A 22,990-nucleotide genomic window follows, 5' to 3' on the forward strand; every position below is an offset into this window, starting at 1 on the left:
GTCCTGCCGGCGCGGAGCCGGCGGCGTCAAGAAGGGAGAGGTGACGATGTTCAAAAAAGTGTTGATCGCCAACCGCGGCGCGATCGCCGTCCGCATCGAACGCACGCTGCGCAAGCTCGGCATCCGGTCGGTCGCCGTCTATACGCAGGCCGATCAGGACAGCCTGCACGTCGATATGGCGGACGAAGCGGTCCGGATCGGGGACGGGCCGGCGAAGGACAGTTACCTGAATGCGGACCTGATTTTGCGGGTGGCCGCCGAGACCGGTGCGGAAGCGATCCATCCGGGGTACGGCTTTCTTAGCGAAAATGCGGCGTTTGCCCGCGCCTGCCGGGAGCGCGGCATTGTCTTTATCGGCCCGACGCCCGAGCAGATCGAGCTGTTCGGCCTGAAGCACTCGGCCCGGAAGGTGGCCGAGCGCGCCGGCGTGCCGCTGCTTCCCGGCACGGCGCTGATCGGCCGGCTGGAAGACGCGGTTGCCGAGGCGGCCCGCATCGGCTACCCCGTCATGCTGAAGAGCACCGCCGGCGGCGGCGGGATCGGGATGCGCGTGTGCGAAAACGAGGAGGCGCTCCGCCAGGCTTTCGAAGCGGTCACCCGTTTGGCGGAAACCAATTTCAAAAACGGCGGCGTTTTTCTCGAACGGTATATTCCGAAAGCCCGCCACGTCGAGGTGCAAATTTTCGGCAACCGGTTCGGCGAAGTGGTCGCGCTGGGCGAGCGCGATTGCTCGATACAGCGGCGCAACCAGAAGGTGATCGAGGAAAGCCCTGCGCCCGACTTTCCGGCCGATGTCCGCGCGCGCATGCTGGAGGCGGCGAGGAACCTTGCGCGGGAAGCCGGTTATCGGAGCGCGGGGACGGTCGAGTTTCTATACGATCCTGCAACGCGCGAGTTTTATTTTCTCGAAGTGAACACCCGGCTGCAGGTCGAGCACGGCGTAACCGAGGAAGTGCTGGGCATCGATCTGGTCGAATGGATGGTCAGGGAAGCGGCCGACGAGCTTACGGATTTGGCTTCCCGGTTCGGCGAGCCCCGGGGACACAGCATTCAGGCCCGCGTCTACGCGGAGGACTGCCTGCAGCAGTTCCTTCCCAGCGCCGGCCAACTGGACTGCGCGGTTCTGCCGGAGGGTGCGCGGGTGGAAACGTGGGTTCGCGACGGCATCCAGGTGACGACGCTGTACGATCCGATGCTGGCCAAGATTATCGTACACGGGTCCGACCGGCAGGACGCCATCCGCAAGCTGGCCTCGGCCCTGGCCGCGACGCGCTTTTACGGCGTGACGACCAATCTGCAGTATCTGGAGGCGCTGCTTCGGGAGGAGGATTGCCTCCGGGGGCGGGTGTACACGCGCATGTTGGACGGCTTTGAGCCGGACGAACGGGCGATCGAGGTGCTGGACGGCGGCGTTCAGACGACGGTGCAGGATTGGCCGGGCCGCCAAGGGCATTGGGACGTCGGGGTTCCCCCGTGCGGGCCGATGGACGCGTATTCGTTCCGGATCGGCAACAGGCTGCTCGGCAATCCGGACGATGCGCCCGGGCTGGAGCTGACGATGCGCGGCGGCGAGTTCCGCTTCCGCTCCCGGATGCGCTTCTGCCTGACGGGGGCAGATATGGAAGCGACGCTGGACGGCGCGGCGGTCCCGATGTACGCGCCGATTCGGGCCGAGCGCGGGCAGGTGCTTCGCTTCGGCGAAGCGAAAGCGGGCATGCGCGGGTATTTGCTTGTGGAAGGCGGCCTGGACATGCCGCGCGTGCTCGGCAGCGCCGCGACGTTTACGCTTGGCGGGTTCGGCGGGCACGGCGGCCGGGCGCTGCGCGTCGGCGACGTGCTGCGCGTGCGGGAAGCGGGCGAAGAGGCTTCCGGATCGGCAACGGCTGTCGGCTTGCCCTCCCCTGCCGAGGCCGGCGCGGAATCCGCAGCGGCTTGGGCCGCAGCCGCCGGCGCGGCTTCGTCCGAGCCGCTTGACCCCGCGTATTGGCCAGAGATTTCCCGCCGCTGGACGATCGGCGTCATTCCGGGCCCGCATTGCACGACGGAGTATTTGCGGCCGGAATATTTGGATCAGCTTGCGTCCACGGTATGGGAAGTCCATTTCAACAGCTCGCGGACCGGCGTGCGCCTGATCGGCCCCGCCCCGCTCTGGGCCAGAGAGGACGGCGGCGAAGCGGGACTGCATCCGTCCAACATCCATGACAACGCCTATGCGATCGGCGCGCTGGACCTGACCGGCGATATGCCGATCCTGCTCGGTCCGGACGGGCCGAGCCTCGGCGGCTTCGTCTGCCCGGTCACGACGGCGTCGGCGGAGCTTTGGAAGCTGGGGCAGCTTCATCCGGGCGACAAGGTTTCCTTTCGGCTGCTGACCGTGGAAGAAGCGGAACGGCTTTGGCAGGCGCAGGAGGAGCAGCTTGAAGCGATCGGCAAAGGCGCAAGAAGCGGGTTGCCCCGCGTAATCCTGCCGGACTCGGCAGCCGTCTTCGCGCCGGATTATCCGATCGTCGCCCGCGAAAGCGAAGGACGGCAGTTCCCGGTGACCGTCCGCCTGAGCGGCGATGAAAATCTGCTGATCGAATACGGCCCGATGGAGCTCGATCTGCGGCTGCGGTTCAAGGTGCACGCGCTGATGCAGGCCATCCGGGAGAGCGGGCAAATTCCGGTGCTGGACCTGACCCCGGGCATCCGGTCGCTGCAGGTGCATATCGACCGTTCCGCCATAACGATCCGCGAGGCGGCCCGCATGGTGCTGGAATTGGACCGCAGCCTGCCGCCGCTCGAATCGATGCGGGTGCCTTCGCGGATCGTGCGGCTGCCGCTGTCGTGGGACGATCCGGCCACGCGGCTGGCGATCGAACGTTACCAGCAGAATGTGCGTCCGGACGCTCCGTGGTGTCCGAGCAACCTGGAATTTATCCGCCGGGTGAACGGGCTGGACAGCATCGAAGACGTGCGGCGGATTGTCTTCGACGCCAACTATCTGGTGCTTGGCCTCGGCGACGTCTATTTGGGCGCTCCGGTCGCGACGCCGATCGACCCGCGCCATCGCCTGGTGACGACAAAGTACAACCCGGCCCGCACCTGGACGCCGGAAAACGCCGTCGGCATCGGCGGCGCTTACCTGTGCGTATACGGCATGGAGGGGCCGGGCGGGTACCAATTTGTCGGGCGCACCGTTCAAATGTGGAACAAGCTGCGCTCGACGGTAAGCTTTGAGCCGGGCCGGCCGTGGCTGCTGCGCTTTTTCGACCAGATCCGCTTTTACCCGGTAAGCGCCGAGGAGCTGCTCAGGCTTCGGGAGGACTTTCCGCGCGGGCGGTTTGAAGTGGACATGACGGAAACGACTTTCGACCTGGGCGAATACCTGCGTTTTCTCGAATCGATCGAAGACAGCGCGAAGGCGTTCCGTGCGAAGCAGCGGCGGGCTTTCGAGGAAGAGCGGCAGCGGTGGCGGGAGCTGGGGCTAGCCGAATACGTATCCGAACAGGACGCGCACAAGGCGCCGGAAGAGGACGAGCTGCCGGAAGGCGTCGTGGCGGTGCGCTGCAACATGCCCGGAAGCGTATGGAAGGTGCTTGTCGAGCCGGGGCAGCAGGTCCGCAAGGGCGATGTGCTGATGATCGAGGAGAGCATGAAAATGGAGTTCAACCAACTGGCGCCGTGCGATGGCATCGTCTCGTCCGTTCACGTCAGCGCGGGAGACGAGGTGCAGGCAGGGCAATTGATCGTCGGCATCGACCAAATGCCGGTCAAGGAGGCGGCGCGCGTATGATCCGGACCGGCGAAATGACGATCGCAAGACTGAAGGAGCTGTATGCGTCCGGGGAGGCGACGCCCGAAGGGATCGTTCGGGAGATCGTCCGCAGGGCCGAAGCCGACCGGGAGATGAACATTTGGATTACGCCTCCGTCGGAGGACATGATCCGGCCTTATCTGGAGCGGCTGCGCCGGCTTGATCCGAACGCTTCGCCGCTATGGGGCATTCCGTTCGCGATCAAGGACAACATCGACATGGCGGGCGTGCCGACGACGGCCGCGTGCCCGCAATACGCCTATACGCCGGACGAGCATGCGGCCGTCGTGCAGCGGCTGATCGACGCGGGGGCGATACCGGTCGGCAAAACGAATCTGGACCAGTTCGCCACCGGCCTGGTCGGCACGAGGAGCCCGTACGGCGAGACGCGCAACGCGCTGCGTCCCGAGCTGATCAGCGGCGGCTCCAGCTCCGGCTCCGCCGCGGCCGTCGCGCGGGGGCAGGCCGCCTTCGCGCTCGGCACCGACACGGCCGGCTCGGGCCGCGTCCCGGCGGCGCTGCACGGGCTGGTCGGCTACAAGCCGAGCCTCGGGGCGTGGTCCGTCCGCGGCGTCGTGCCGGCCTGTGCCAGCCTCGACTGCGTGACGGTATTCGCGCGCAGCGCGGAGGACGCCCTTCTGGTCGACAGCGTGGCGCGCGGCGAGGACGGCCGCGATCCCTGGTCGCGCCGCCTGCCCGAGCCGTCGGTCCGCATGCCGCACCGCATCTTGCTGCCGGAAGAAACGCCGTCGTTCTACGGCCCGTTTGCCGGCGGCTACGCCAAAGCGTGGAAGGCGGCCGCGGAGCGAATCGCGGCATTGGGGCTGCCCGTCCGGTACGTGTCCGTCGGACTGTTCGAGGAGGCCGCCGCCCTATTGTACGAAGGGCCGTGGGTGGCGGAGCGCTGGGCCGCGCTCGGCGATTTCGTCGAATCGTCGCCCGGCGCCGTGTTCCCGGTGACGGAGCGGGTGCTCCGTTCCGCCGTCACGTCCGGATACGACGCCGCCTCCGTATTCCGGGCCCGGCACCGGCTGCAGGCGCTCAAGCTGGAGGCCCGGAAGCTGCTCGAGGACGCGGTGCTCGTTCTGCCTACATGCGGCGGAACGTGGACGCGCGAACAGGTGCGCGAAAATCCGATCGCCTCCAACCGGGAGATGGGGCGCTACACGAACCACTGCAACCTGCTCGATCTGTGCGCCGTTGCGCTGCCGGCCGGGGAAGCGGAGACCGATACGCCGTTCGGGATTACCGCGTTTGCGGCGTTCGACCGCGAGGACCTGATTCGCGGCTTCGCGCAGGCGTGGACGGGCGAGCGGCTGGAAGGCATCGCTCGCGCCGGCGGCACGCCGGACGGGCGGCAGGTCGAGCCGCCCGCCGCGGGCGGCGGCAAGACGACGCAGGTAGCCGTATGCGGTCTGCATATGCGCGGCTTCCCGCTGGAGAATCAGATGCGCGAATGCGGGGCCGTCTTCGTCAAGGAGGCGGCGACGGCGCCCAAATACAAGCTGGTGAAGCTGCCGACGACGCCCGCCAAGCCGGGGCTCATCAAGCGGAACGGCCCGGGCGCTTCCATCCGGGTGGAAATCTGGGAGATGCCGGTTTCCTCGCTCGGCGGATTCGCCGCTTCCATTCCGGCGCCGCTTGGCATCGGCAAGGTGGAGCTGGAAGACGGCACGGAAGTGCCGGGCTTCGTCTGCGAGGCGTACGCGGAAGCCGGAGCCGAAGACATATCGGCCAGCGGCGGCTGGCGGCGTGCGGTTCAAGCCTGAGACGCCCGGCAATAGACTGCCCCACAAGTTGTCCAAACGACTGTGGGGCGGTTTTTGTTGATGGCAATAAGCAGGGGAAGGAAAGCGGGTCTCGCCTTTGGCGTGTGTGTCCCGCGTTCCGTTTTCGGTTCGCTTTCGTCTTACGGCTTCATTCCTTTCTCGAAGCACCCGGCGAGCCGGTCGGATGAGCCGAAAGCCCGATTTAGTTGCCGTTAAGGCAACTGGATCGGGGGCATGCGCGAAAACGGGCTGTGCAGTTGCGGTTATGGCAACTGCGGTTCCGGCGCCCGGGCACGGCGGTCAGGCGCGGTCCGGCGCCCATCGCAAAACCATTTACATATTTATACAAAATTGATATCATATAAATATCAAAATGATTTAATGGAGCCGCGAGCAAGCGGCAAGCCAAAAGGAACGCTTCGGGAGGAATCGGGGATGAAAGAAGTCAAAGGCTACAGCGGGAACGGCTTTATCGCGCTCGTGATTTTGCTGGCGTCATTGGGCTTTTCGGTGTACGCGTTTGTGGAGGAATGGTGGGTGTGGGGCGGCATCGCGCTGTTTGTTTCGTTGGTCCTGATGACGTCCATTACGGTCGTTCAGCCGAATCAGGCGGCGGTCGTCACGTTTTTCGGCCAATATCTGGGCACCATTCGCAAGAGCGGGATTCATTTCGTCGTTCCTTTCTCGATCCGGCACAAAGTGTCGCTTAGGGTCCGCAACTTCAACAGCTCCACGCTGAAAGTGAACGACATTGACGGAAATCCGGTGGAGATCGCGGCCGTGGTCGTGTTCCGGGTCGTCGATACGGCGAAGGCGCTGTTCGATGTCGACAAATACGAGCAGTTCGTGGAGACGCAAAGCGAATCGGCCCTTCGCCATGTGGCGACGAAATATCCGTATGACAACGGCGGCGGAGAAGGCGTCTCCCTGCGCGGGGATACGGAGGTTATCGCGGTCGAGTTGACGCGGGAGCTGCAGGAGCGGCTTTCGGCGGCGGGCGTGGAAGTGATCGAATCGCGATTGACCCATCTCGCCTATGCGCCCGAAATCGCCGGCGCCATGCTGCAGCGGCAGCAGGCGTCCGCCATCGTGGCCGCGCGGCACATCATCGTGGAAGGGGCCGTCGGCATGGTTCAAGCCGCGATCGAGCAGTTGGAAAAAGAAGGATATGTACTAGACGAGGAGCGCAAAGCCGCGATGATGAACAATCTGATGGTCGCGATCGTATCCGACCGTTCCGCCCAACCGGTCGTCAATGCCGGCAGCCTGTACTGACAAGGAGAGACGTCGGGAACGATGGCGTCCAAAAAGCATTTTCCGCTTCGCATCGATCCGAAGCTCTACGAAGAGTTGGAGCGGTGGGCGGCAGACGAGCTGCGGAGCGTGAACAGCCATATCGAGTATTTGTTGCGGGACGCGCTTCGCCGGGCAGGCCGGGGAGAGCGCCGTCACCCGGCGCTCCCGGACAAGGACGGCGAAGCCTGAAGCGGGACGCCGCGTTCGGGCCTCCGCGGAAACAGGGGGGCCCCGCTGCGGCTGCGGCGCGCGCTCGGGCGCACGCGGAACTCGCCGCGCAGCGGGGGCGGGCGAAGGCGGCTTGCGGCCTTCCGGCAGACGTTCCATCATGAGCTTCATACGTCAATTCGACAAATCCTGTTCCTAAAGACGATTTCGAAGAACGGGGGGGATCCCCGTCGATCGAAGGCGAACCGGCGCCGTTCGGGCGGCCGGTTTTTGTTTGTTCCGGGGCGCCCGAGCGGCTTCGTTATGCGAATCGCCGGGCGTATTCGTACATAAATTCGTAACGGCTTCGGTCTTTGAGTCCGTTAACGTCCGCGAACATCCTTTCGATGAGAAGCAATCTTAAAAAGAAAATGAAAAAATTTTAACCTGATTTCGGCGCCGGACGACGGGGCGACGCGATGATTTTTCCCTGTTAGAAAGGAAAAAGTTTCCGGTTGCATGGTTTTTGGGAATGAAAGGATTTTTATTTTTCAGGCGTCAAAAGATGAGAATTTGTTCTCCGCTTCTTAAAAAATTCTCAAGTAAGCCGCTTTTGAACGGGTTTATGATTACTGGTGTGCGGCAGGCGGGACAGTCCGGACAGCCGGAGCCGCCATCGCTGCCGGCCTGAAGCCGACCCGCAATACGGGAGACTTCGGAAACGACAGATTTCAGCAGATTTCAGATGACAACGGACATCAGGGTACGACAGACAATCGAAAAGCTGCGGGCTTCGGAAGCAACTCAGAGCGATCACCGACGCCGAAGCCGAAGAAATACGTCGAAAGCTTAAGAAATACGATGGGTACCGGGAGTGATGACATGTGTGCGGAATTATCGGTTACATCGGGGACAAGGCTTCCCCGCGAATTTTGCTGAACGGTCTCAAAAAATTGGAGTACCGCGGCTACGATTCGGCCGGAATCGCGGTGTGCACCAAGCAGGGGCTGAAGGTCGTCAAGGCCAAAGGCCGGATCGCGGACCTTGAGCGCCGTCTTGAGCAGGAGGAGCTCCCGGAAGGCACGGTCGGCATCGGCCATACCCGTTGGGCAACGCACGGCAAGCCGTCCGATCTCAACTCTCACCCGCATACGTGCAGGGAAAACAACATTTCCGTCGTTCATAACGGCATTATCGAAAACTACATGGAGCTGAAGGAGGAGCTGATTGCCCAGGGCGTCGAGTTCGTCTCCGAAACGGACACGGAGGTCGTCTGCCACCTGATCGCCTCGCTTTACGAAGGCGATATCGTCCGGGCCGTGCAGGCGGCCACGCGCCGGATACGGGGCGCTTACGCGCTGGCGGTGCTGTCCGCCCGCGAGCCGGACCGGCTGGTTGCGGTGCGGCTGCACAGCCCGCTGATTATCGGCATCGGCGAAGGCGAACACTTCATCGGCTCCGACATCCCCGCCATTTTGGAGCATACCCGCGACGTATACATACTCGACGACGGCGAGATGGCGGTGCTGACCCGCGAGGGCGTCAGCCTGATGACGTTGGAGGGCAACTTCATCAAGAAAGAGCCTTACCGCGTCGACTGGGATCTGGCCGTCGCCGAGAAGGCCGGGTTCGACCATTTCATGCTGAAGGAAATTCACGACCAGCCGCAGGCGTTCCGGGATACGCTGAGCTCCCGCCTGCTGACCGGCTACCCTTGGGTGTACTTTCCGGAGCTGAAACTGACGAAGGAGAAGCTGAAAACCATCTCCCGCGTCCATGTCGTCGCCTGCGGCACCGCCTACCATGCCGGACTGGTCGGCAAGCAAGCGATCGAACGGTGGGCGCGGCTGCCCGCCGAGGCCGATGTCGCCTCGGAATACCGGTACCGCGAACCGCTGATCGGACCGGACACGCTCGTCATCGTCGTCAGCCAATCGGGCGAGACGGCGGATACGCTCGCGGCGCTGCGCGAAGCGAAGCGCCAGGGCGCGCACGTGATCGCGGTCACCAACGTGGTCGGCAGCACCGCGGCCAGGGAAGCGGACGACGTGCTGTTCACCTGGGCCGGCCCTGAAATCTCGGTCGCTTCGACCAAAGCGTATACGACGCAGCTGCTCGTGCTTTACGCATTCGCGCTTCATCTCGCTTGCGTGCGGGAGACGATGGCCAACGACGAGATCGGAGCCATCATCCAGGCGATCCGGGCTCTGCCGGATCAGGCCGAAGCGCTTCTGGCCAAGGCCGAAGAGATTAAGGCCTATGCGAATGAGATCGCAAGCCGCGAGCATCTGTTCTTCATCGGCCGCGGCATGGATTACGCGGCCGCGATGGAGGCGTCGCTCAAGCTGAAGGAAGTGTCTTATATCCATTCGGAGGCCTACGCGGCGGGCGAGCTCAAGCACGGGACGCTGGCGCTGATCGAGGAAGGCACGCCGGTTGTGGCGATCGTGACCGATCCCGGCCTTGCGGAGAAGACCGTCAGCAACATCCGCGAAGTGATGGCGCGGGGCGGACAGGTGCTCGGCATCGTCCCGGCATCGCAGGCGGACGGGCTGGCCGGACGGATCGGCCGGACGCTGTCCGTACCCGACAGCCACCCGATGCTCATGCCGGTGCTTGCCGCCATTCCGCTGCAGCTGCTCGCTTATTACGCCTCGGTTGCGCGGGGCTATGACGTGGACAAGCCCCGCAATCTGGCGAAAAGCGTTACGGTAGAATAATGGCCGCCGGACGAAAGGGAAGCCGGAACCGGCGCGGAAGATGGCTTCTCGGCATCGGGCTGTTGGCGGCGGCCGTCTGCGCGTCCGGTTTTTATCTGTGGAGTCATTTTGTTTATGCGGACAGGGAAGTGGAGCGGCTGACGGCGGAGGACGGCACGCAGTTGAAATTCCGCACGAAGGGAGAGACGATTCAGATCTACCGGCACGGGGCCTGGCAGCCGTTGTTCGTGCAGGGCGTCAACCTGGGCGCGACGCTGCCGGGACACTTCCCCGGCGAGTTTCCGATTACGCGCGACGATTATATGCGGTGGTTTGCGGAGATCAAGGAAATGGGAGCCAACGCGATACGGGTGTACACCCGCCATCCGCCCGTTTTCTATTCGAGCCTGGTCGACTACAACGAGAAGCATCCGGACGACCCGCTTTATTTCATCCAGGGCATCTGGTCTCCGGAGGAGCAACTGATCGAGAAGCGGGACGCCTACGACAAAGAAATTACGGCGGCCTTCCTGCAGGAGATCGAAAACGACGTCAAAGCCGTATACGGCGATTTGGAAGAGCCGCAGTCGCGGGGCAAAAGCTCGGGACGCTACACGGCGAACGCGGGGCCGTATTTGCTCGCCTGGAGCATCGGCACCGAATGGGACCCGGAAATGGTCGCGAATACGAACAAGCTTCATGCGGACAAGAAGGCATACGACGGCAAATATTTCTCCGCGGCCGCCGGCGCCGCTCCGTTCGAAGCGTGGCTGGCCCGGATGCTCGATCATGCGGCCGGGGCGGAGAGCGCCTACGGCTGGCAGCATCCGATGACGTTCACCAACTGGGTGACGACGGACGTGCTGAGCCATCCGGAAGAACCGCTGTTTACCGAAGACCTGGTCAGCGTGGACGCCACGCATGTGCGGCCGAAGAACTGGCGCGCGGGATATTTCGCTTCGTACCACGTGTATCCGTATTACCCGGACTTTTTCCGCCTGAGCGACAAGGACGGGAAAACGGACACGTACCTGGCTTACCTGAAGGAGCTCAAAGCCTATCACAAGGGCATGCCGCTGATGGTGACGGAATACGGGGTGCCCTCTTCGGCCGGCGTCTCCCATGCCGGTCCGCTCGGCCGTTCCCAAGGCGGCCATAACGAATTGGAGCAGGGCCGGATCGATGCCGATCTGACGAAACTCATTCACGGGGAAGGGTATGCCGGGGCGCTCCTGTTCATGTGGCAGGACGAATGGTTCAAGAAAACGTGGAACACGATGCCGATGGAGCTGCCCGCAGACCGCCGCGCCTATTGGCTCAACGTGCTGACGAACGAGAAGCAGTTCGGGCTGCTCGGCATGTTTCCCGGGAAAGAGGACAAGCTGCGCATCGACGGCGAACGCCGGGATTGGGACAAGCTGGACGATTCGGAAAAAACCGCGCTCGACGCGAACGTGCCCGGAATCGAGTCGATCTGGGCGGCGCACGACGAAGCGTACGTGTACCTGGCGATTCAGCTCGACCACAATTTCGACCCCGGCAAGGAGATCGTCTACATCGGCGCGGACACGCTTCCCGGGGGCAACCGCCACGGCAAAGAGCTGCCGGGCAAAAAGCTGGACGAAGGGCTGGAGACGCTCATTACGATCGGCCGCGACAAGGAGACGGGCGTGCGGATCGCCGCCAATTACGATATGGAGAAGCGGCTGTACGGCTACGTCTACGGCATGATCGACATGTCCGCCGCGGAGCTGAAGGACGACTCCGGCTTGTTCAACGACTGGCATCTTCCGCTCAGCCTGAAGATGGAGCCGCCGGATACGCGGACCGCCCATCCTTACGAGAACGTCGCCGTCGGCGGCCTGAGGCGCGGAACGAACAATCCGGCTTCGGCATCGTTCGATTCGCTCGCCATGTGGCAATACCGGGACGGCTTTATCGAGCTGCGCGTGCCGTGGATGCTGCTGGGCATCGCCGATCCGAGCTCGCTGCAGGCGGTCAGCTACGATATGCCGGACAAGGCGTTCAAAACGAAGAAGATCGACGGCATCCGGTTCGTGCCCTGGATAGTCGACCGCAAGACGCAAAAGGTCGCCGGATTGGAAGCCGAAGGCGAAACGGCGTACCCGGTATCCCGGATCCGGCCCTACGTCTGGAAAGGCTGGGATACGGTTCGGTACACGGAGCGCCTGAAGATCGGCTATTACATGATGCAAGAAGTGTACCGCGAAATCGGCGGCAAGCCGAAGACGGGAGGCTGAGGCGTGTATTCCAATTTGCAGATCGCCCATTATTACATCGTTGCCGTGACGGCGCTGATCGCCGCCGGACTGGCCGTTTTGTTTACGCTCAAATATTCGAATATAAGAAAACGAAAGCTTGCCGAGCAGGTAAGCGCGAAATACGAAGACTGGTTCACGTATTTGCTGGCGAATCTGGACGGCGACGGGAAGCTGCATCCGCCGCCGGAGCCGCCGTCCGCCGCGGAAAGCGGCGTCCTGTTGGACCGGCTGCTCTTCTGGATCGACCGGCTCAAAGGCAAGCAGCAGGCGAAACTGATTTCGCTTTGCGAGGAGATGGGCTTTGTCGACCGCCAGCTGGCCCGGATCGAAAGCCCGTTCGAGTGGGTGCGGCTCGACGCCGCGTACCGGCTCGGCGGCATGCGCGCCCATCGGGGCGTTCCGGCCATGCTGAAGTTGCTGGAGGCGGTCAAGCCGGGGCCGCTTTCCTTCATCGTCGCCCGCGCCATCGCCAAGAGCGCCGCCCGCCCCGGCGAGCTGCGCGAGATGGCGCTGAAGCTTCTGGCCGGCAAGCCGGACTCGTACGAGCTTGCCGCCGATATTTTGCAGGAATCGGAGCTGGATTACGCGCCGATGCTTGCCGAATTTCTCGCCAGCGAGGACGAAGGAAAGATTTTGCTGGCGCTCGCGGCCATGAAGCAGCGGACGATCGAGGGGAGCGCGGACCGGCTGTACGAATTGACAGTCTTCAAACGGAAAGAGGTTCGCCTTCAAGCGGCGAAGCTGCTGACGCAACCCGGGTCGGACGTTTCGCCGGAGCGGCTCGAGGCGCTGCTCTTTCACCGGGACGGGGAGGTGCGCGCCATGGCTGCCGAAGCGCTTGGCCGCGTCGACGCTTCCGGAACGGTCGCGGCGCTGCGGGTGGCGCTGAACGACGAAGAATGGCATGTGCGCTACCATAGCGCCAAAAGCCTCGCCCGGCAAGGCGAAGCGGGCCTTGCCGCATTGCGCCTGGCGGCCGCCGAGGGCGAAGACGGGCCTGCCGCCGAAGCGGCCCGGGCCGTCCTGCACGAGCGTTTCGGCGGGGACCCTTCTGCCGGCGAAGAGGCGGAAAAAGGTTCGGAATCCGCCAAGCGGTTCGCTGCGAGCGCAGCCTTTTTCGAACGAAAAACAGAATTGGCGAACGAAAACTGAGCGAATGCTTCCGGAGAGTTTTTGCTGCGCAAAAACGTAAGGAGGTTAGGGAATGAGAGAGCTTTTGCTCGGTTACGGCACGGTCATCATGTACTATGTGATGGCGGTGAGCCTGATTTATTTTACGTTGATGTTTTTGTCCTATCGGGGCATTTACAGCATGATCAAAGGGGCGGTTTACTCCCGCTTCCAGTCGCTGTCCGGATCGGCTCACGCGCCGCCGGTTTCGCTGCTCGTTCCCGCCTACAACGAGGAACTGACTATTATCGAAAACGTCAAATCCCTGCTGACGCTGAACTATCACACTTACGAAGTCATCGTCATCAACGACGGCTCCAAGGACAACACGCTTCAAGTTCTGATCGACGCATTCGAGCTGAAGCCCAAAACCGACGAAACGGTTCATTACGCGATCGACAGCACGAAGATCAAGGCGGTTTATTACAATCCCGCTCATCCGAATCTCTACGTTGTGGACAAGAACAACGGGGGCAAGGCCGATTCGCTGAACGCGGGCATCAATCTGTCGCACTATCCGCTGATTTGCTCCATCGACGCCGACTCCCTGCTGGAGAAGGACGCGCTGATCCGCATGGCGCGGGTGTATATGGAAAACCCGGCAGAGACGGTGGCGATCGGCGGCAACGTCCGTATCGCCAACGGCTGCGTCATTCGCGACGGAGACGTTAAGGACGTCCGCCTTCCCCGCAAAATTTGGCCCATGTTTCAAACGTTGGAGTATTTGAAAGCATTCCTCGGCGGCCGGATCGGCTGGAGCCATATCAACGGGCTCATCATCGTATCCGGCGCGTTCGGGATGTTCCGCAAGGATTACGTCGTCAAGGTCGGCGGCTACCGGGAAGGCTATCCCGGCGAAGACATGAACATTATCATCAAGCTTCATCGCTACATGCTGAAAAACAAGCTGCCGTACCGCGTCGCCTACTGCCCGGACGCCGTCTGCTGGACCCAGGCGCCGGACACGTACCGGATCCTGAGCAGCCAGCGCAAGCGTTGGGGACGCGGCAACCTGAAGAACATGCTGGAGAACCGGGACTTGTTTCTCAATCCGAAGTACAAGGTGTTCGGCCTGCTGACGGTTCCGTACAACGTGCTGTTCGAAACGCTGAACCCGTATTTTAAGCTGACCGGCCTGCTCGCGCTGATCGGGTATGTCGCGATGGACATGACACACTGGCCGATTTTGCTTACGTTCGCAGCGATCAATTTTCTGAACGGCTATCTGCTGGCCGTAGGTTCGCTGCTGCTCGAAGAGCTGGCGTTTCGGCGTTATCCGCGCATGCGGGACACGCTCAAAATGGTCGGCTTCGCGGCGCTTATGTTTTTGGGCTATTACCAGCTCGGCGTCCTTTGGAGGCTGCAGGGCCACATTGAATTTCTGCGCAAGAACAATTCATGGGGGGTGATGACAAGGCAAAGCTGGAATCAAGAGCCGATTGGCAAACCATCGACGGTGACGACAGGAGGAGAAGCATAGTGAACAACGTTTCGGCCGTGCGCAAACTGAATGACCGGATGTACCAGGCCGTGCTGGAAAAATTCTGGTTCGGGGATCGGAAGAAGCCCGTTTCCTGCGGCATTTTGCTTGTCCGCAGCGTTCACGCCTACGACGAGATGCTGGAGGCCGTTCGCGGGCTGATCGAGACCGAAAGGCGATTGCCGGCGGAGGTGCTGGCCGATCCGGCCGGCCGGCAAGCCGCTTTTCTGCTGTTCGATTCCCCTTGGAGCGAGACGCATTATTTGGCGCTGATGGTCAAAGGTCTGCTGAAGAACATCGCGGACGGCGAATACGCCGTCATGCTGGCCCGCGTGAAAGATCGCGCGGAACGGAATCCGCAATGGTTCGAAGAGGTGGTGGAGCTGTTCGAGCAGCTGCCGGCCACGGAGGAAATCGTGTTGTTCCACGAGCGAAAAGCGGCAACCGAAAGCCAATCCGTACTGCTGGTTGACGGGGACGAGGAAGTTCGCGGCTATTTGCAGCTTCGGCTCAAAATGAAGGGCTACCGCGTGCTGGCCGCGCGCGACGGCCGTCAGGGGCTCGATCTGTTCCGCCGGGAGAAGCCGGACGTCGTCGTGACGGACCTGAACCTTTCGGGCATCGACGGCTATCATCTGCTCACCCGGCTGCGCGGGGAGGACCCGGACGCCGGAAGCAAAATCGTCGTGTTTACCGACAACCGGGTGGAGGAAGCGAAGCGGAAATGCTTTGAGCTCGGCGTCGACGATTACGTCACAAAGCCCTTCTCCCCGGCCGATCTGGAAGCAAGAATCGAACGTCTGCTTTAACAAAGGAGGAATGCATAATGAACGCAAACTACAAACGCCTATATCGGGCGATCGAAACCAAGCAGGCCAAGCTCGGCGTCGTCGGGCTCGGCTATGTCGGCTTGCCGCTGGCCATGGAGATGACCCGCCAAGGGTTTACGGTGTACGGCATCGACGTGGACGAAAACAAAGTGGAACGGCTTCGCCGGGGCGACTCCTACGTCAAGGACGTGCCGGACGCCAAGCTGCGCGAAGCGCTGGAAAGCGGCCGTTTCCATCCGACGACGGATTATTCCGTTTTGTCCGAGCTTGACGCCGTATCCATTTGCGTGCCGACGCCGCTCAGCGCCAACCAGGACCCCGATACCTCCTATATCGTGTACGTGGTCGACCGGATCAAGCAGCATATGCGCAAAGGGCTGCTGATCATCCTTGAGAGCACGACGTATCCGGGCACGACCGAGGAACTGATCGAGTTCGAGCTAAACCGGATGGGACTTAAGGTCGGCCGCGACTATTTCCTCTGCTTTTCGCCGGAGAGGGTCGACCCGTCCAACGAGAAATACGCGACCTACAATACGCCCAAGGTGCTGGGCGGCACGACGCCCGAATGCTCGAAGCTCGGCGTGCTGCTGTACGAGAATATCGTCGAGACCGTCGTTCCCGTATCCTCGCCCAAGGTGGCGGAAATGTCCAAGCTGCTGGAGAACACGTTCCGCAGCGTCAACATCGCCTTCATTAACGAGATGGCGATGATGTGCGAGCGGATGTCCATCGACATTTGGGAAGTGATCAAGGCGGCCAGCACCAAGCCGTTCGGCTTCATGCCGTTTTATCCGGGACCGGGCATCGGCGGGCACTGCATCCCGCTCGATCCGATGTACTTGTCTTGGAAAGCCAAAGGCTACCGTTTCTACAGCAGCTTTATCGAGCTGGCCCAATCGGTCAACTCGAATATGCCCTATTTCGTGGTCAACAAGACGGCCGCCATCCTGAACCGCGACGCCAAATCGTTGCGCAATTCGAAAATTTTGATTCTCGGCGTGGCTTATAAGCCCAACGTGGACGATTTGCGCGAATCGCCGGGGCTGGAAGTGTACGAGCTGTTCCGAAAAGGCGGCGCCATCGTGGACTATTACGATCCCCACGCGATGTCGTTTAAGGATAAGACGGGCGAAACGGTCCATTCGGTCGCCTACAATCCGGAGAAGTTCCGCGCTTACGACTGCTTCGTGCTCATTACCGATCACGACGCGTTCGCTTATGGCGAACTGGCCGCCCTCGGCGTGCCGATCGTCGATACGCGCAATGCGCTGAAAGACTTTAATTATCCGCATATCCACCGGCTGGGCGCGCCCGTGGCAGAGCCGCAGCTTGCGGCCGCGCATCCTCCCGCCGGCTGAAGCGGCGCGAGGCCGGCCCTTGCGCGCGAAGGCGCATAGCGCGCAAAAGAACCGCCAACCCCTTTGTGCAGCGGGTTTGGCGGTTCTTTTGCGCATGCGTCCGGCGGGTGCCGCGTTCGGCCGGCAGCGGCGCCGGCCGGCCAAGCGCTTGCCCGGAGCGCCGCTCCCCCGAGGTCCGCCGCGGCGGGACCCCGCGCCTAATGCGCCCGGGCGGGTTTACTCCGACGGCGGGTCCATCCGCATCCAATTCGCCAAATCGTGCACGGCGATGCCGCCGAAGGCGGGAGAATCGCCGTATTTCCGGCGAATGCGGTCTGCGACCCGGCGGAAGCTTCCGTTTCCCTCCTCGCGGAAGGTCAGGATGTTGTCGCTGTCGGGGGCGACGTTGAGGCCGACCCATACGGTCCGGCCCGCGGCCCGCGCATGGTCCATTTCGTCCTGAACCAGCGCCAGGACGCCGTTGTTGCCTCCCGCTTGGTCCCGATAGGACATGAGCGCGACCGAATCGACGGCGGACATCATCCACCGATCCAGCGTAACCGCCTCGCCGTCTTCGGCAGAGGCCGGGACGCGGTCGAGCCAGAACGGAAGATCGACGCCGGTCTCAAGCCCGCGCATGCGGGCAAAGGACGTAAACTCGTCCATCATCCCGATCCAATGCCGGACGACGGATTCCGGATCGGTCTTCCATTGCTTCAGCAGGTAGGGTTCCACATCCAGGTGGATTCCCGTAAACCTTTCCTCCGGCTGCGCCGAGTCGTTGTATTCGGCGACGCGGGCCAGAAAGTCGTGAAGCCGCGAGCGCTTGTCCGGCAGCACCCAATCGCGCTCGCCGCCGAGCGCATGAACCTCGATGCCGGCTTGACCGGCTTTCCGGATGAAGGAGCGGAACCGGTCGTTCGTCTCGCCCCGCGTCATGTTGTCGTCGGTATGCAAATAAACGTATTTGACCTCGCGCTCCCGCAGAAACGCTACGACGTCATCCGGGCTGCCTCCGCTGCCGTCCAGCAGCGCGTTCAGGTCCCAGACCCAGGTCGCGTGGCTGCGGTTTACGCCGTCGGACGCCTGTCCGCACCAATGCGCGAGGCCGGCAATCAGCAATACGGTCGCCGTTAAGACAGCTAACGCATAGAAGTACCTTTTTCGCATGAATCTGCCTTTCTTCAATTGTATTTGGTTCATTCATTATACTTTAAATTACGACATCCATGGAAAGGACGATGAAACATTGCGCAGCTTCATAGGGCGAATCTCTTTCCTGCTTGTTGTCGCCATCGCCGTCGGAATCGGCGCCCATTCGCTTCCGGCGCGGGCGGCTTCGCCTTCGGTCAAGGCCACCTGGTTCTGGGACACGCCGCAGATTCAGACGGACGCCGAAGGCATCCTCGATTTTATGGTCGCAAGCGGCGTCAACGCCGTGTATTTGCAAATCAACCGGGACGTCAAGCCCGATGCGTACAAACGCTTTATCCGCGCCGCCGGAGAAAAGGGAATCGAAGTTCAGGCTCTCGACGGCCGGGCGTCTTGGGGGCTTGAAAGCGGCCGCCCGGGAATCGACGCGTTCCTGAACTGGGTCGAGGCGTATCAGGCCAAAGCCGCGCAGGAGGAAAAATTCTCCGGCATCCATGTCGACATCGAGCCGTACGCGAGTTCGTTCTGGAATATCGAAGATGCGGCGCATGTCGCGCAGTGGCAGCAAAATGTCTCCCACATCGTGCGGCGCGCTTCCGATATGGGCTTGAAGGTCGAGGCGGATTTGCCTTTCTGGCTGGGCAATTACAGCTCGGCGGACGGCACGGAGCCGCTCGGCCGCTGGATGATCCGGCAGTTCGACGCCGTGACGATTTTGGCCTACCGCAATACGGCGCAGGCGATCGTGAATGCGGCGATCCCCGGCTTGACCGAAGCGGCCGGGCTCGGCGTGCCGGCGACGATCGCGGTAGAAACCAAAGCGAGCAGCGAAGGCGCGAACATTTCCTTCTATACGAAAGGCTTGGCCGCCATGGACGAACAGCTCGCGCAAGCGGGCTCCCTGCTGGCGGAGTACGGCTCGTTCAAAGGGCTGGCCGTTCACGATTACCGCGGCTGGAAAGCGTTGAAGTCGTAATTTAAAGCCCTAGGTTGACTCGCTGCGGGTTCCGAACCCATTACCCGTTTGGGAAGCAGAAGAAACGCCCAATTTTTTCAAGAGGATTGCGTTCATGCCTTTTCGGGCCCGCAAAAACCCCGGACCGCGCCTGCGGCCGGGGTTTTTGGCGTTCGCGTTTTTTCGCGTTCGCGATTCAGTGGTTGTTGCCGGAGCTGTTGCCTTTTTTGTCGGACGTTTTGGTCTGGGTGTTTTTGACGCGGTGCCCCTGCTGTTTGGACAATGGTATCCCTCCTTTTGCGGTCCGGATTGCCGCTAGTTTTCCCGAACGGCTTCGAATCATGAATCCGGGCCCATTCTCTGCTACAATGTAAGGTAACGGGAAAACGATTAGAAGGAGGTTATCGAACATGAGCGAGAAGAACCCGCAGGAACAACGGTTTGAATTGGCCACGTTCGCCGGAGGCTGCTTCTGGTGCATGGTGTCGCCTTTTGAAGAGCTGCCGGGCGTCATCCGGGTGGTGTCGGGCTATACGGGAGGGCACGTGCCCAATCCGACTTACGAGGAGGTATGCTCCGAAACGACCGGCCATGCGGAAGCGGTGCAGATTACCTACGATCCCGAGCTGATGCCGTACGAGAAGCTGCTCAGCCTGTTCTGGCGCCAGATCGATCCGACGGACGCGGGCGGGCAGTTCTACGACCGGGGGTCTTCCTACCGGACGGCGATCTTCTATCATACGGAAGAGCAGCGCCAGGCCGCCGAAGCGTCCAAGCGGGAGCTCGAAGCCAGCGGGCGCTTCGACCGTCCGATCGTGACGGAGATCGTGCCGGCCCAGCCGTTTTACCCCGCCGAGGACTACCATCAGGATTACCACAAGAAAAATCCGCTCCGGTACAAGTTGTACCGCAAAGGTTCGGGCCGCGACGATTTTATCGCCAAGCACTGGAATACCGATGAGGACAAAAGACGCTTGAGGGAGCGCCTGACCGAGCTTCAATACGAAGTGACCCAGAACAATGCGACCGAACCTCCTTTTCAAAACGAATATTGGGACAACGACCGCGAAGGCATCTATGTGGACATCGTTTCGGGAGAGCCGCTGTTCAGCTCGCTGGACAAATACGATTCCGGCTGCGGCTGGCCCAGCTTCACGAAGCCGCTCGAACCGGGGAATATCCGGGAGAAGGAAGATTACAGCCACTTTATGATCCGCACGGAAGTGCGCAGCCGCGAGGCCGACTCCCATCTCGGCCACGTGTTTCCGGACGGGCCGGCGCCGACGGGACTGCGCTATTGCATCAATTCGGCGGCGCTTCGCTTTATTCCGAAAGAGGAATTGGAAGCGAACGGATACGGAAAGTATCTGGCCTTGTTTGAGCAAGCGAAAAAAGAATGACGGCGTTTTTTGCGAAGGATTAAGCCAAAGGGTGTGAACGATTTGCCGATTGTTTATGAAGCTTCGACCCGCACGTTTCACGTGCAGTCCCGCAATGTCAGCTATGCGATGCGGATCGTGAAGGACGGCTACCTGGCCCATCTGTACTGGGGCCGAAAAATCAAAACGACGGGCCTGAAGGACCCCATTCCGACCACCTTCAGGCCGTCCTTCCAGCCGAACCCGTTTCCCGAAGACGAGCGTTTCTCGCTCGACACGCTGCCGCAGGAATATCCGGGGTACGGCACGAGCGATTTCCGTTCTCCGGCGTACCAGGTTCGGCTGGCGGACGGAACGACGATCAGCGAATTCAAATACGTCCGGCACCGCATTTTGCCGGGCAAGCCGAAGCTGAAGGGGCTTCCCGCGGTTTACGCGGAAAGCGAAGACGAAGCCGAGACGCTGGAAATCGTGCTGGAGGACGCCGTCGCGAAGCTAAGGCTGATCGTGCGCTACACGGCGTTCCGCGATCACGACGCGATCGCGCGGTCGGCGGAGATCGAGAACTTGGGCGACCGCCCGGTCCGCGTGCTGCGCTTGTTGAGCGCCAGCGTGGACTTCCCCCGCGCCGATTTCGACGCGGTGCATTTGTGGGGAAGCTGGACGCGCGAGCGGCACATTGCGCGCCGGGCGCTGATGCCGGGCGTTCAGGCGATCGAGAGCCGCCGGGGGGCCAGCAGCCACCAGCACAATCCGTTTCTCGCCGTCGTCTCTCCGGACGCGACCGAGGATCAGGGCGAGGCATACGGATTCAGCCTGGTGTACAGCGGCAGCTTTCTGGCGCAGGCGGAAGTCGACCAGTTCGCGTCCACCCGCGTCTCCATCGGCCTGAATCCGTTCGATTTCGAATGGCTCCTGGAAGCCGGAGAATCGCTCCAGACGCCGGAGGCTGTGCTTGTCTATTCGCATGAAGGCCTGGGGGGCATGTCCCGCACGTATCATAAATTGTACCGCACCCGCCTGTGCCGCGGCGTCTACCGGGATAAGGAGCGGCCGATCCTGATCAACAACTGGGAGGCCACGTATTTCGACTTCGACGAGGAGAAGCTGATGCGAATCGTCCATGCGGCCAAGGAGCTCGGCATCGAGCTGTTCGTGCTGGATGACGGCTGGTTCGGCCGGCGCAACGACGACAAGCGCTCCTTGGGGGATTGGTTCGTCAACAGGGAGAAGCTGCCGGGCGGTCTTGAGGGGCTTGCGGCCAGAGTCAACGAGCAGGGCTTGCAGTTCGGCCTGTGGGTCGAGCCGGAGATGATCTCGCCGGACAGCGAGCTGTACCGCGCCCATCCGGACTGGTGCCTGCATGTGCCGGACCGCCGGCGGACAACGGGACGCATGCAGCTTGTGCTGGATTATTCCCGCCAGGATGTGCGCGATGCGATTTACGAGCAGCTGGCGGCAATCTTCTCCAGCGTGCCGATCGCGTACGTCAAGTGGGACATGAACCGCAACATGACGGAGATCGGCTCGGCTGCGCTTCCGCCGGAGCGGCAGCGCGAGACGGCGCACCGCTACATGCTTGGGCTGTACGAGCTGCTCGAGCGGATTACGTCGGCGTTTCCGAACATTCTGTTCGAAAGCTGCGCCGGCGGCGGCGGACGCTTCGACCCGGGCATGCTCTATTACATGCCGCAGACGTGGACAAGCGACGACACGGATGCGATCGAGCGGCTCAAAATCCAGTACGGGACGAGCCTTGTCTATCCGGTCAGCGCGATGGGCAGCCACGTCTCCGCGGTTCCGAACCATCAGGTTCACCGCATAACGTCGCTCAAGACGCGGGGCCATGTCGCCATGTCCGGCAACTTCGGCTACGAGCTCGATCTGTCCAAGCTCAGCGAGGAGGAAAAGGCCGAAGTCCGGGAGCAAGTCGCCGAATACAAAGCGATTCGCAGACTGGTGCAGCAGGGCGATTTCTACCGCCTGCTCAGCCCGTTCGAGGGCAACGACACCGCATGGCAGTTCGTGTCCGAAGATAAATCCGAGGCGTATGCGGTGTTCGTGCGCACGCTTGCCGTTCCCAACGGCCCGCTCACCCGCTTGCGCTTCAAGGGTCTAAATCCCGATAAAACGTACGCCCTGCGCGGCACGGACCGGGTATATGGAGGCGACGAGCTCATGTACGCGGGCTTGCCGATTCCCGATCTGGAGGGCGATTTCCGCAGCGTCACCTTCCACTTGACGGAGGTGCGGGCGTGATCCGGCCCGCCTATTATCCCTCCGCTCCGCGCTTTTAGCGGCGGGCGGATAACGGGGGAAGCGCCGGCTCCCGGCTCGTCATCGGCATCTTGATGAAGCCGTCTCTCTTGTCCGCTTGCGACAAGGGAGGCGGCTTTTTGTACGCCCAGCATGGACGTCATCTTTAGGGTGAAAGTCCCGAGCGGGGGCTGGCGAGCGCCTACCGTAGCCAAGGGCAAGGGTGTCCGTCGTGAGGCGGAATCTGAAGGAAGCCGGAGGCAAATGCACGGGCCAAGGTACACGAACCCAATTGGAGGCAGGGTTAGTCGGATGAGTTGCCAAAACACAACGAAATCCAAAGCCGCCAAGGGCTAGTCCTGTAGACTTGGGTGGTCGCGGGCAGACAGATGACGTTCTTATCTGGGGAGGCCTGCGGAATATGCGAAGTCACTTCGTA

14 protein-coding genes are annotated in these 22,990 nt (G+C 62.0%); 13 read left to right on the top strand and 1 reads right to left on the bottom strand.

The genetic code is table 11. The features are described 5' to 3' along the window. Window positions 1-46: 46 nt before the first annotated feature. The 10 genes from uca (at window position 47) to F560_RS23585 (ending at window position 16,830) form a co-directional block, all read left to right on the top strand. A complete protein-coding gene (uca, locus tag F560_RS0117975; RefSeq protein ID WP_019007156.1) occupies window positions 47-3,775 on the top strand; it encodes an urea carboxylase in 3,729 nt (1,242 codons plus the stop codon). Further along, window positions 3,772-5,565, top strand: coding sequence for an allophanate hydrolase (gene atzF / locus F560_RS0117980; protein WP_019007157.1), 1,794 nt, complete (start codon window positions 3,772-3,774; stop codon window positions 5,563-5,565). The genes uca and atzF overlap by 4 nt, the downstream gene beginning before the upstream one ends. A 435-nt stretch (window positions 5,566-6,000) precedes the next feature. After that, window positions 6,001-6,840, top strand: coding sequence for an SPFH domain-containing protein (locus F560_RS0117985; RefSeq protein ID WP_019007158.1), 840 nt, complete (start codon window positions 6,001-6,003; stop codon window positions 6,838-6,840). A gap of 21 nt (window positions 6,841-6,861) precedes the next feature. Continuing rightward, window positions 6,862-7,050 (top strand): type II toxin-antitoxin system antitoxin, encoded by a 189-nt coding sequence (locus F560_RS0117990; protein ID WP_019007159.1) that lies wholly within the window; start codon window positions 6,862-6,864, stop codon window positions 7,048-7,050. Window positions 7,051-7,892: 842 nt separating this feature from the next. Next, window positions 7,893-9,728 carry a glutamine--fructose-6-phosphate transaminase (isomerizing) gene (gene glmS, locus F560_RS0117995; RefSeq protein ID WP_019007160.1) on the top strand — a complete coding sequence of 612 codons (1,836 nt, stop codon included), beginning with the start codon at window positions 7,893-7,895 and terminating at the stop codon, window positions 9,726-9,728. Beyond that, a complete protein-coding gene (locus tag F560_RS0118000) occupies window positions 9,728-11,968 on the top strand; it encodes a hypothetical protein (protein ID WP_019007161.1) in 2,241 nt (746 codons plus the stop codon). The genes glmS and F560_RS0118000 overlap by 1 nt, the downstream gene beginning before the upstream one ends. Before the next feature lie 3 nt (window positions 11,969-11,971). Further along, the gene (locus F560_RS0118005; protein ID WP_019007162.1) at window positions 11,972-13,141 is read left to right on the top strand and encodes a HEAT repeat domain-containing protein; all 1,170 of its coding nucleotides are present in this window, start codon (window positions 11,972-11,974) and stop codon (window positions 13,139-13,141) included. A gap of 52 nt (window positions 13,142-13,193) precedes the next feature. After that, the gene (locus F560_RS0118010; protein WP_019007163.1) at window positions 13,194-14,639 is read left to right on the top strand and encodes a glycosyltransferase family 2 protein; all 1,446 of its coding nucleotides are present in this window, start codon (window positions 13,194-13,196) and stop codon (window positions 14,637-14,639) included. Beyond that, the gene (locus tag F560_RS24700) at window positions 14,639-15,448 is read left to right on the top strand and encodes a response regulator transcription factor (RefSeq protein WP_019007164.1); all 810 of its coding nucleotides are present in this window, start codon (window positions 14,639-14,641) and stop codon (window positions 15,446-15,448) included. The genes F560_RS0118010 and F560_RS24700 overlap by 1 nt, the downstream gene beginning before the upstream one ends. Before the next feature lie 17 nt (window positions 15,449-15,465). Then, a complete protein-coding gene (locus F560_RS23585; protein WP_019007165.1) occupies window positions 15,466-16,830 on the top strand; it encodes a nucleotide sugar dehydrogenase in 1,365 nt (454 codons plus the stop codon). Between the two features lie 216 nt (window positions 16,831-17,046). Here the strand turns inward: F560_RS23585 and F560_RS0118025 are convergent, their stop codons facing one another. After that, window positions 17,047-17,979, bottom strand: a complete 933-nt coding sequence (locus tag F560_RS0118025; protein WP_019007166.1) for a hypothetical protein — start codon at window positions 17,977-17,979, stop codon at window positions 17,047-17,049. Window positions 17,980-18,058: 79 nt separating this feature from the next. Between F560_RS0118025 and F560_RS0118030 the strand changes: the two genes are divergently transcribed. The 3 genes from F560_RS0118030 to F560_RS0118045 all read left to right on the top strand — a co-directional run bounded on the left by F560_RS0118030 (window position 18,059) and on the right by F560_RS0118045 (window position 22,554). Beyond that, window positions 18,059-18,937 carry a hypothetical protein gene (locus tag F560_RS0118030; protein ID WP_156829041.1) on the top strand — a complete coding sequence of 293 codons (879 nt, stop codon included), beginning with the start codon at window positions 18,059-18,061 and terminating at the stop codon, window positions 18,935-18,937. A 389-nt stretch (window positions 18,938-19,326) separates the two neighbouring features. Next, window positions 19,327-20,316, top strand: a complete 990-nt coding sequence (msrA, locus tag F560_RS0118040; protein ID WP_019007168.1) for a peptide-methionine (S)-S-oxide reductase MsrA — start codon at window positions 19,327-19,329, stop codon at window positions 20,314-20,316. A 42-nt stretch (window positions 20,317-20,358) separates the two neighbouring features. Beyond that, a complete protein-coding gene (locus F560_RS0118045) occupies window positions 20,359-22,554 on the top strand; it encodes an alpha-galactosidase (RefSeq protein ID WP_026298380.1) in 2,196 nt (731 codons plus the stop codon). Window positions 22,555-22,990: the final 436 nt, after the last annotated feature.

The sequence above is a fragment of the Cohnella laeviribosi DSM 21336 genome (assembly GCF_000378425.1).
Lineage (GTDB): Bacteria > Bacillota > Bacilli > Paenibacillales > Paenibacillaceae > Cohnella > Cohnella laeviribosi.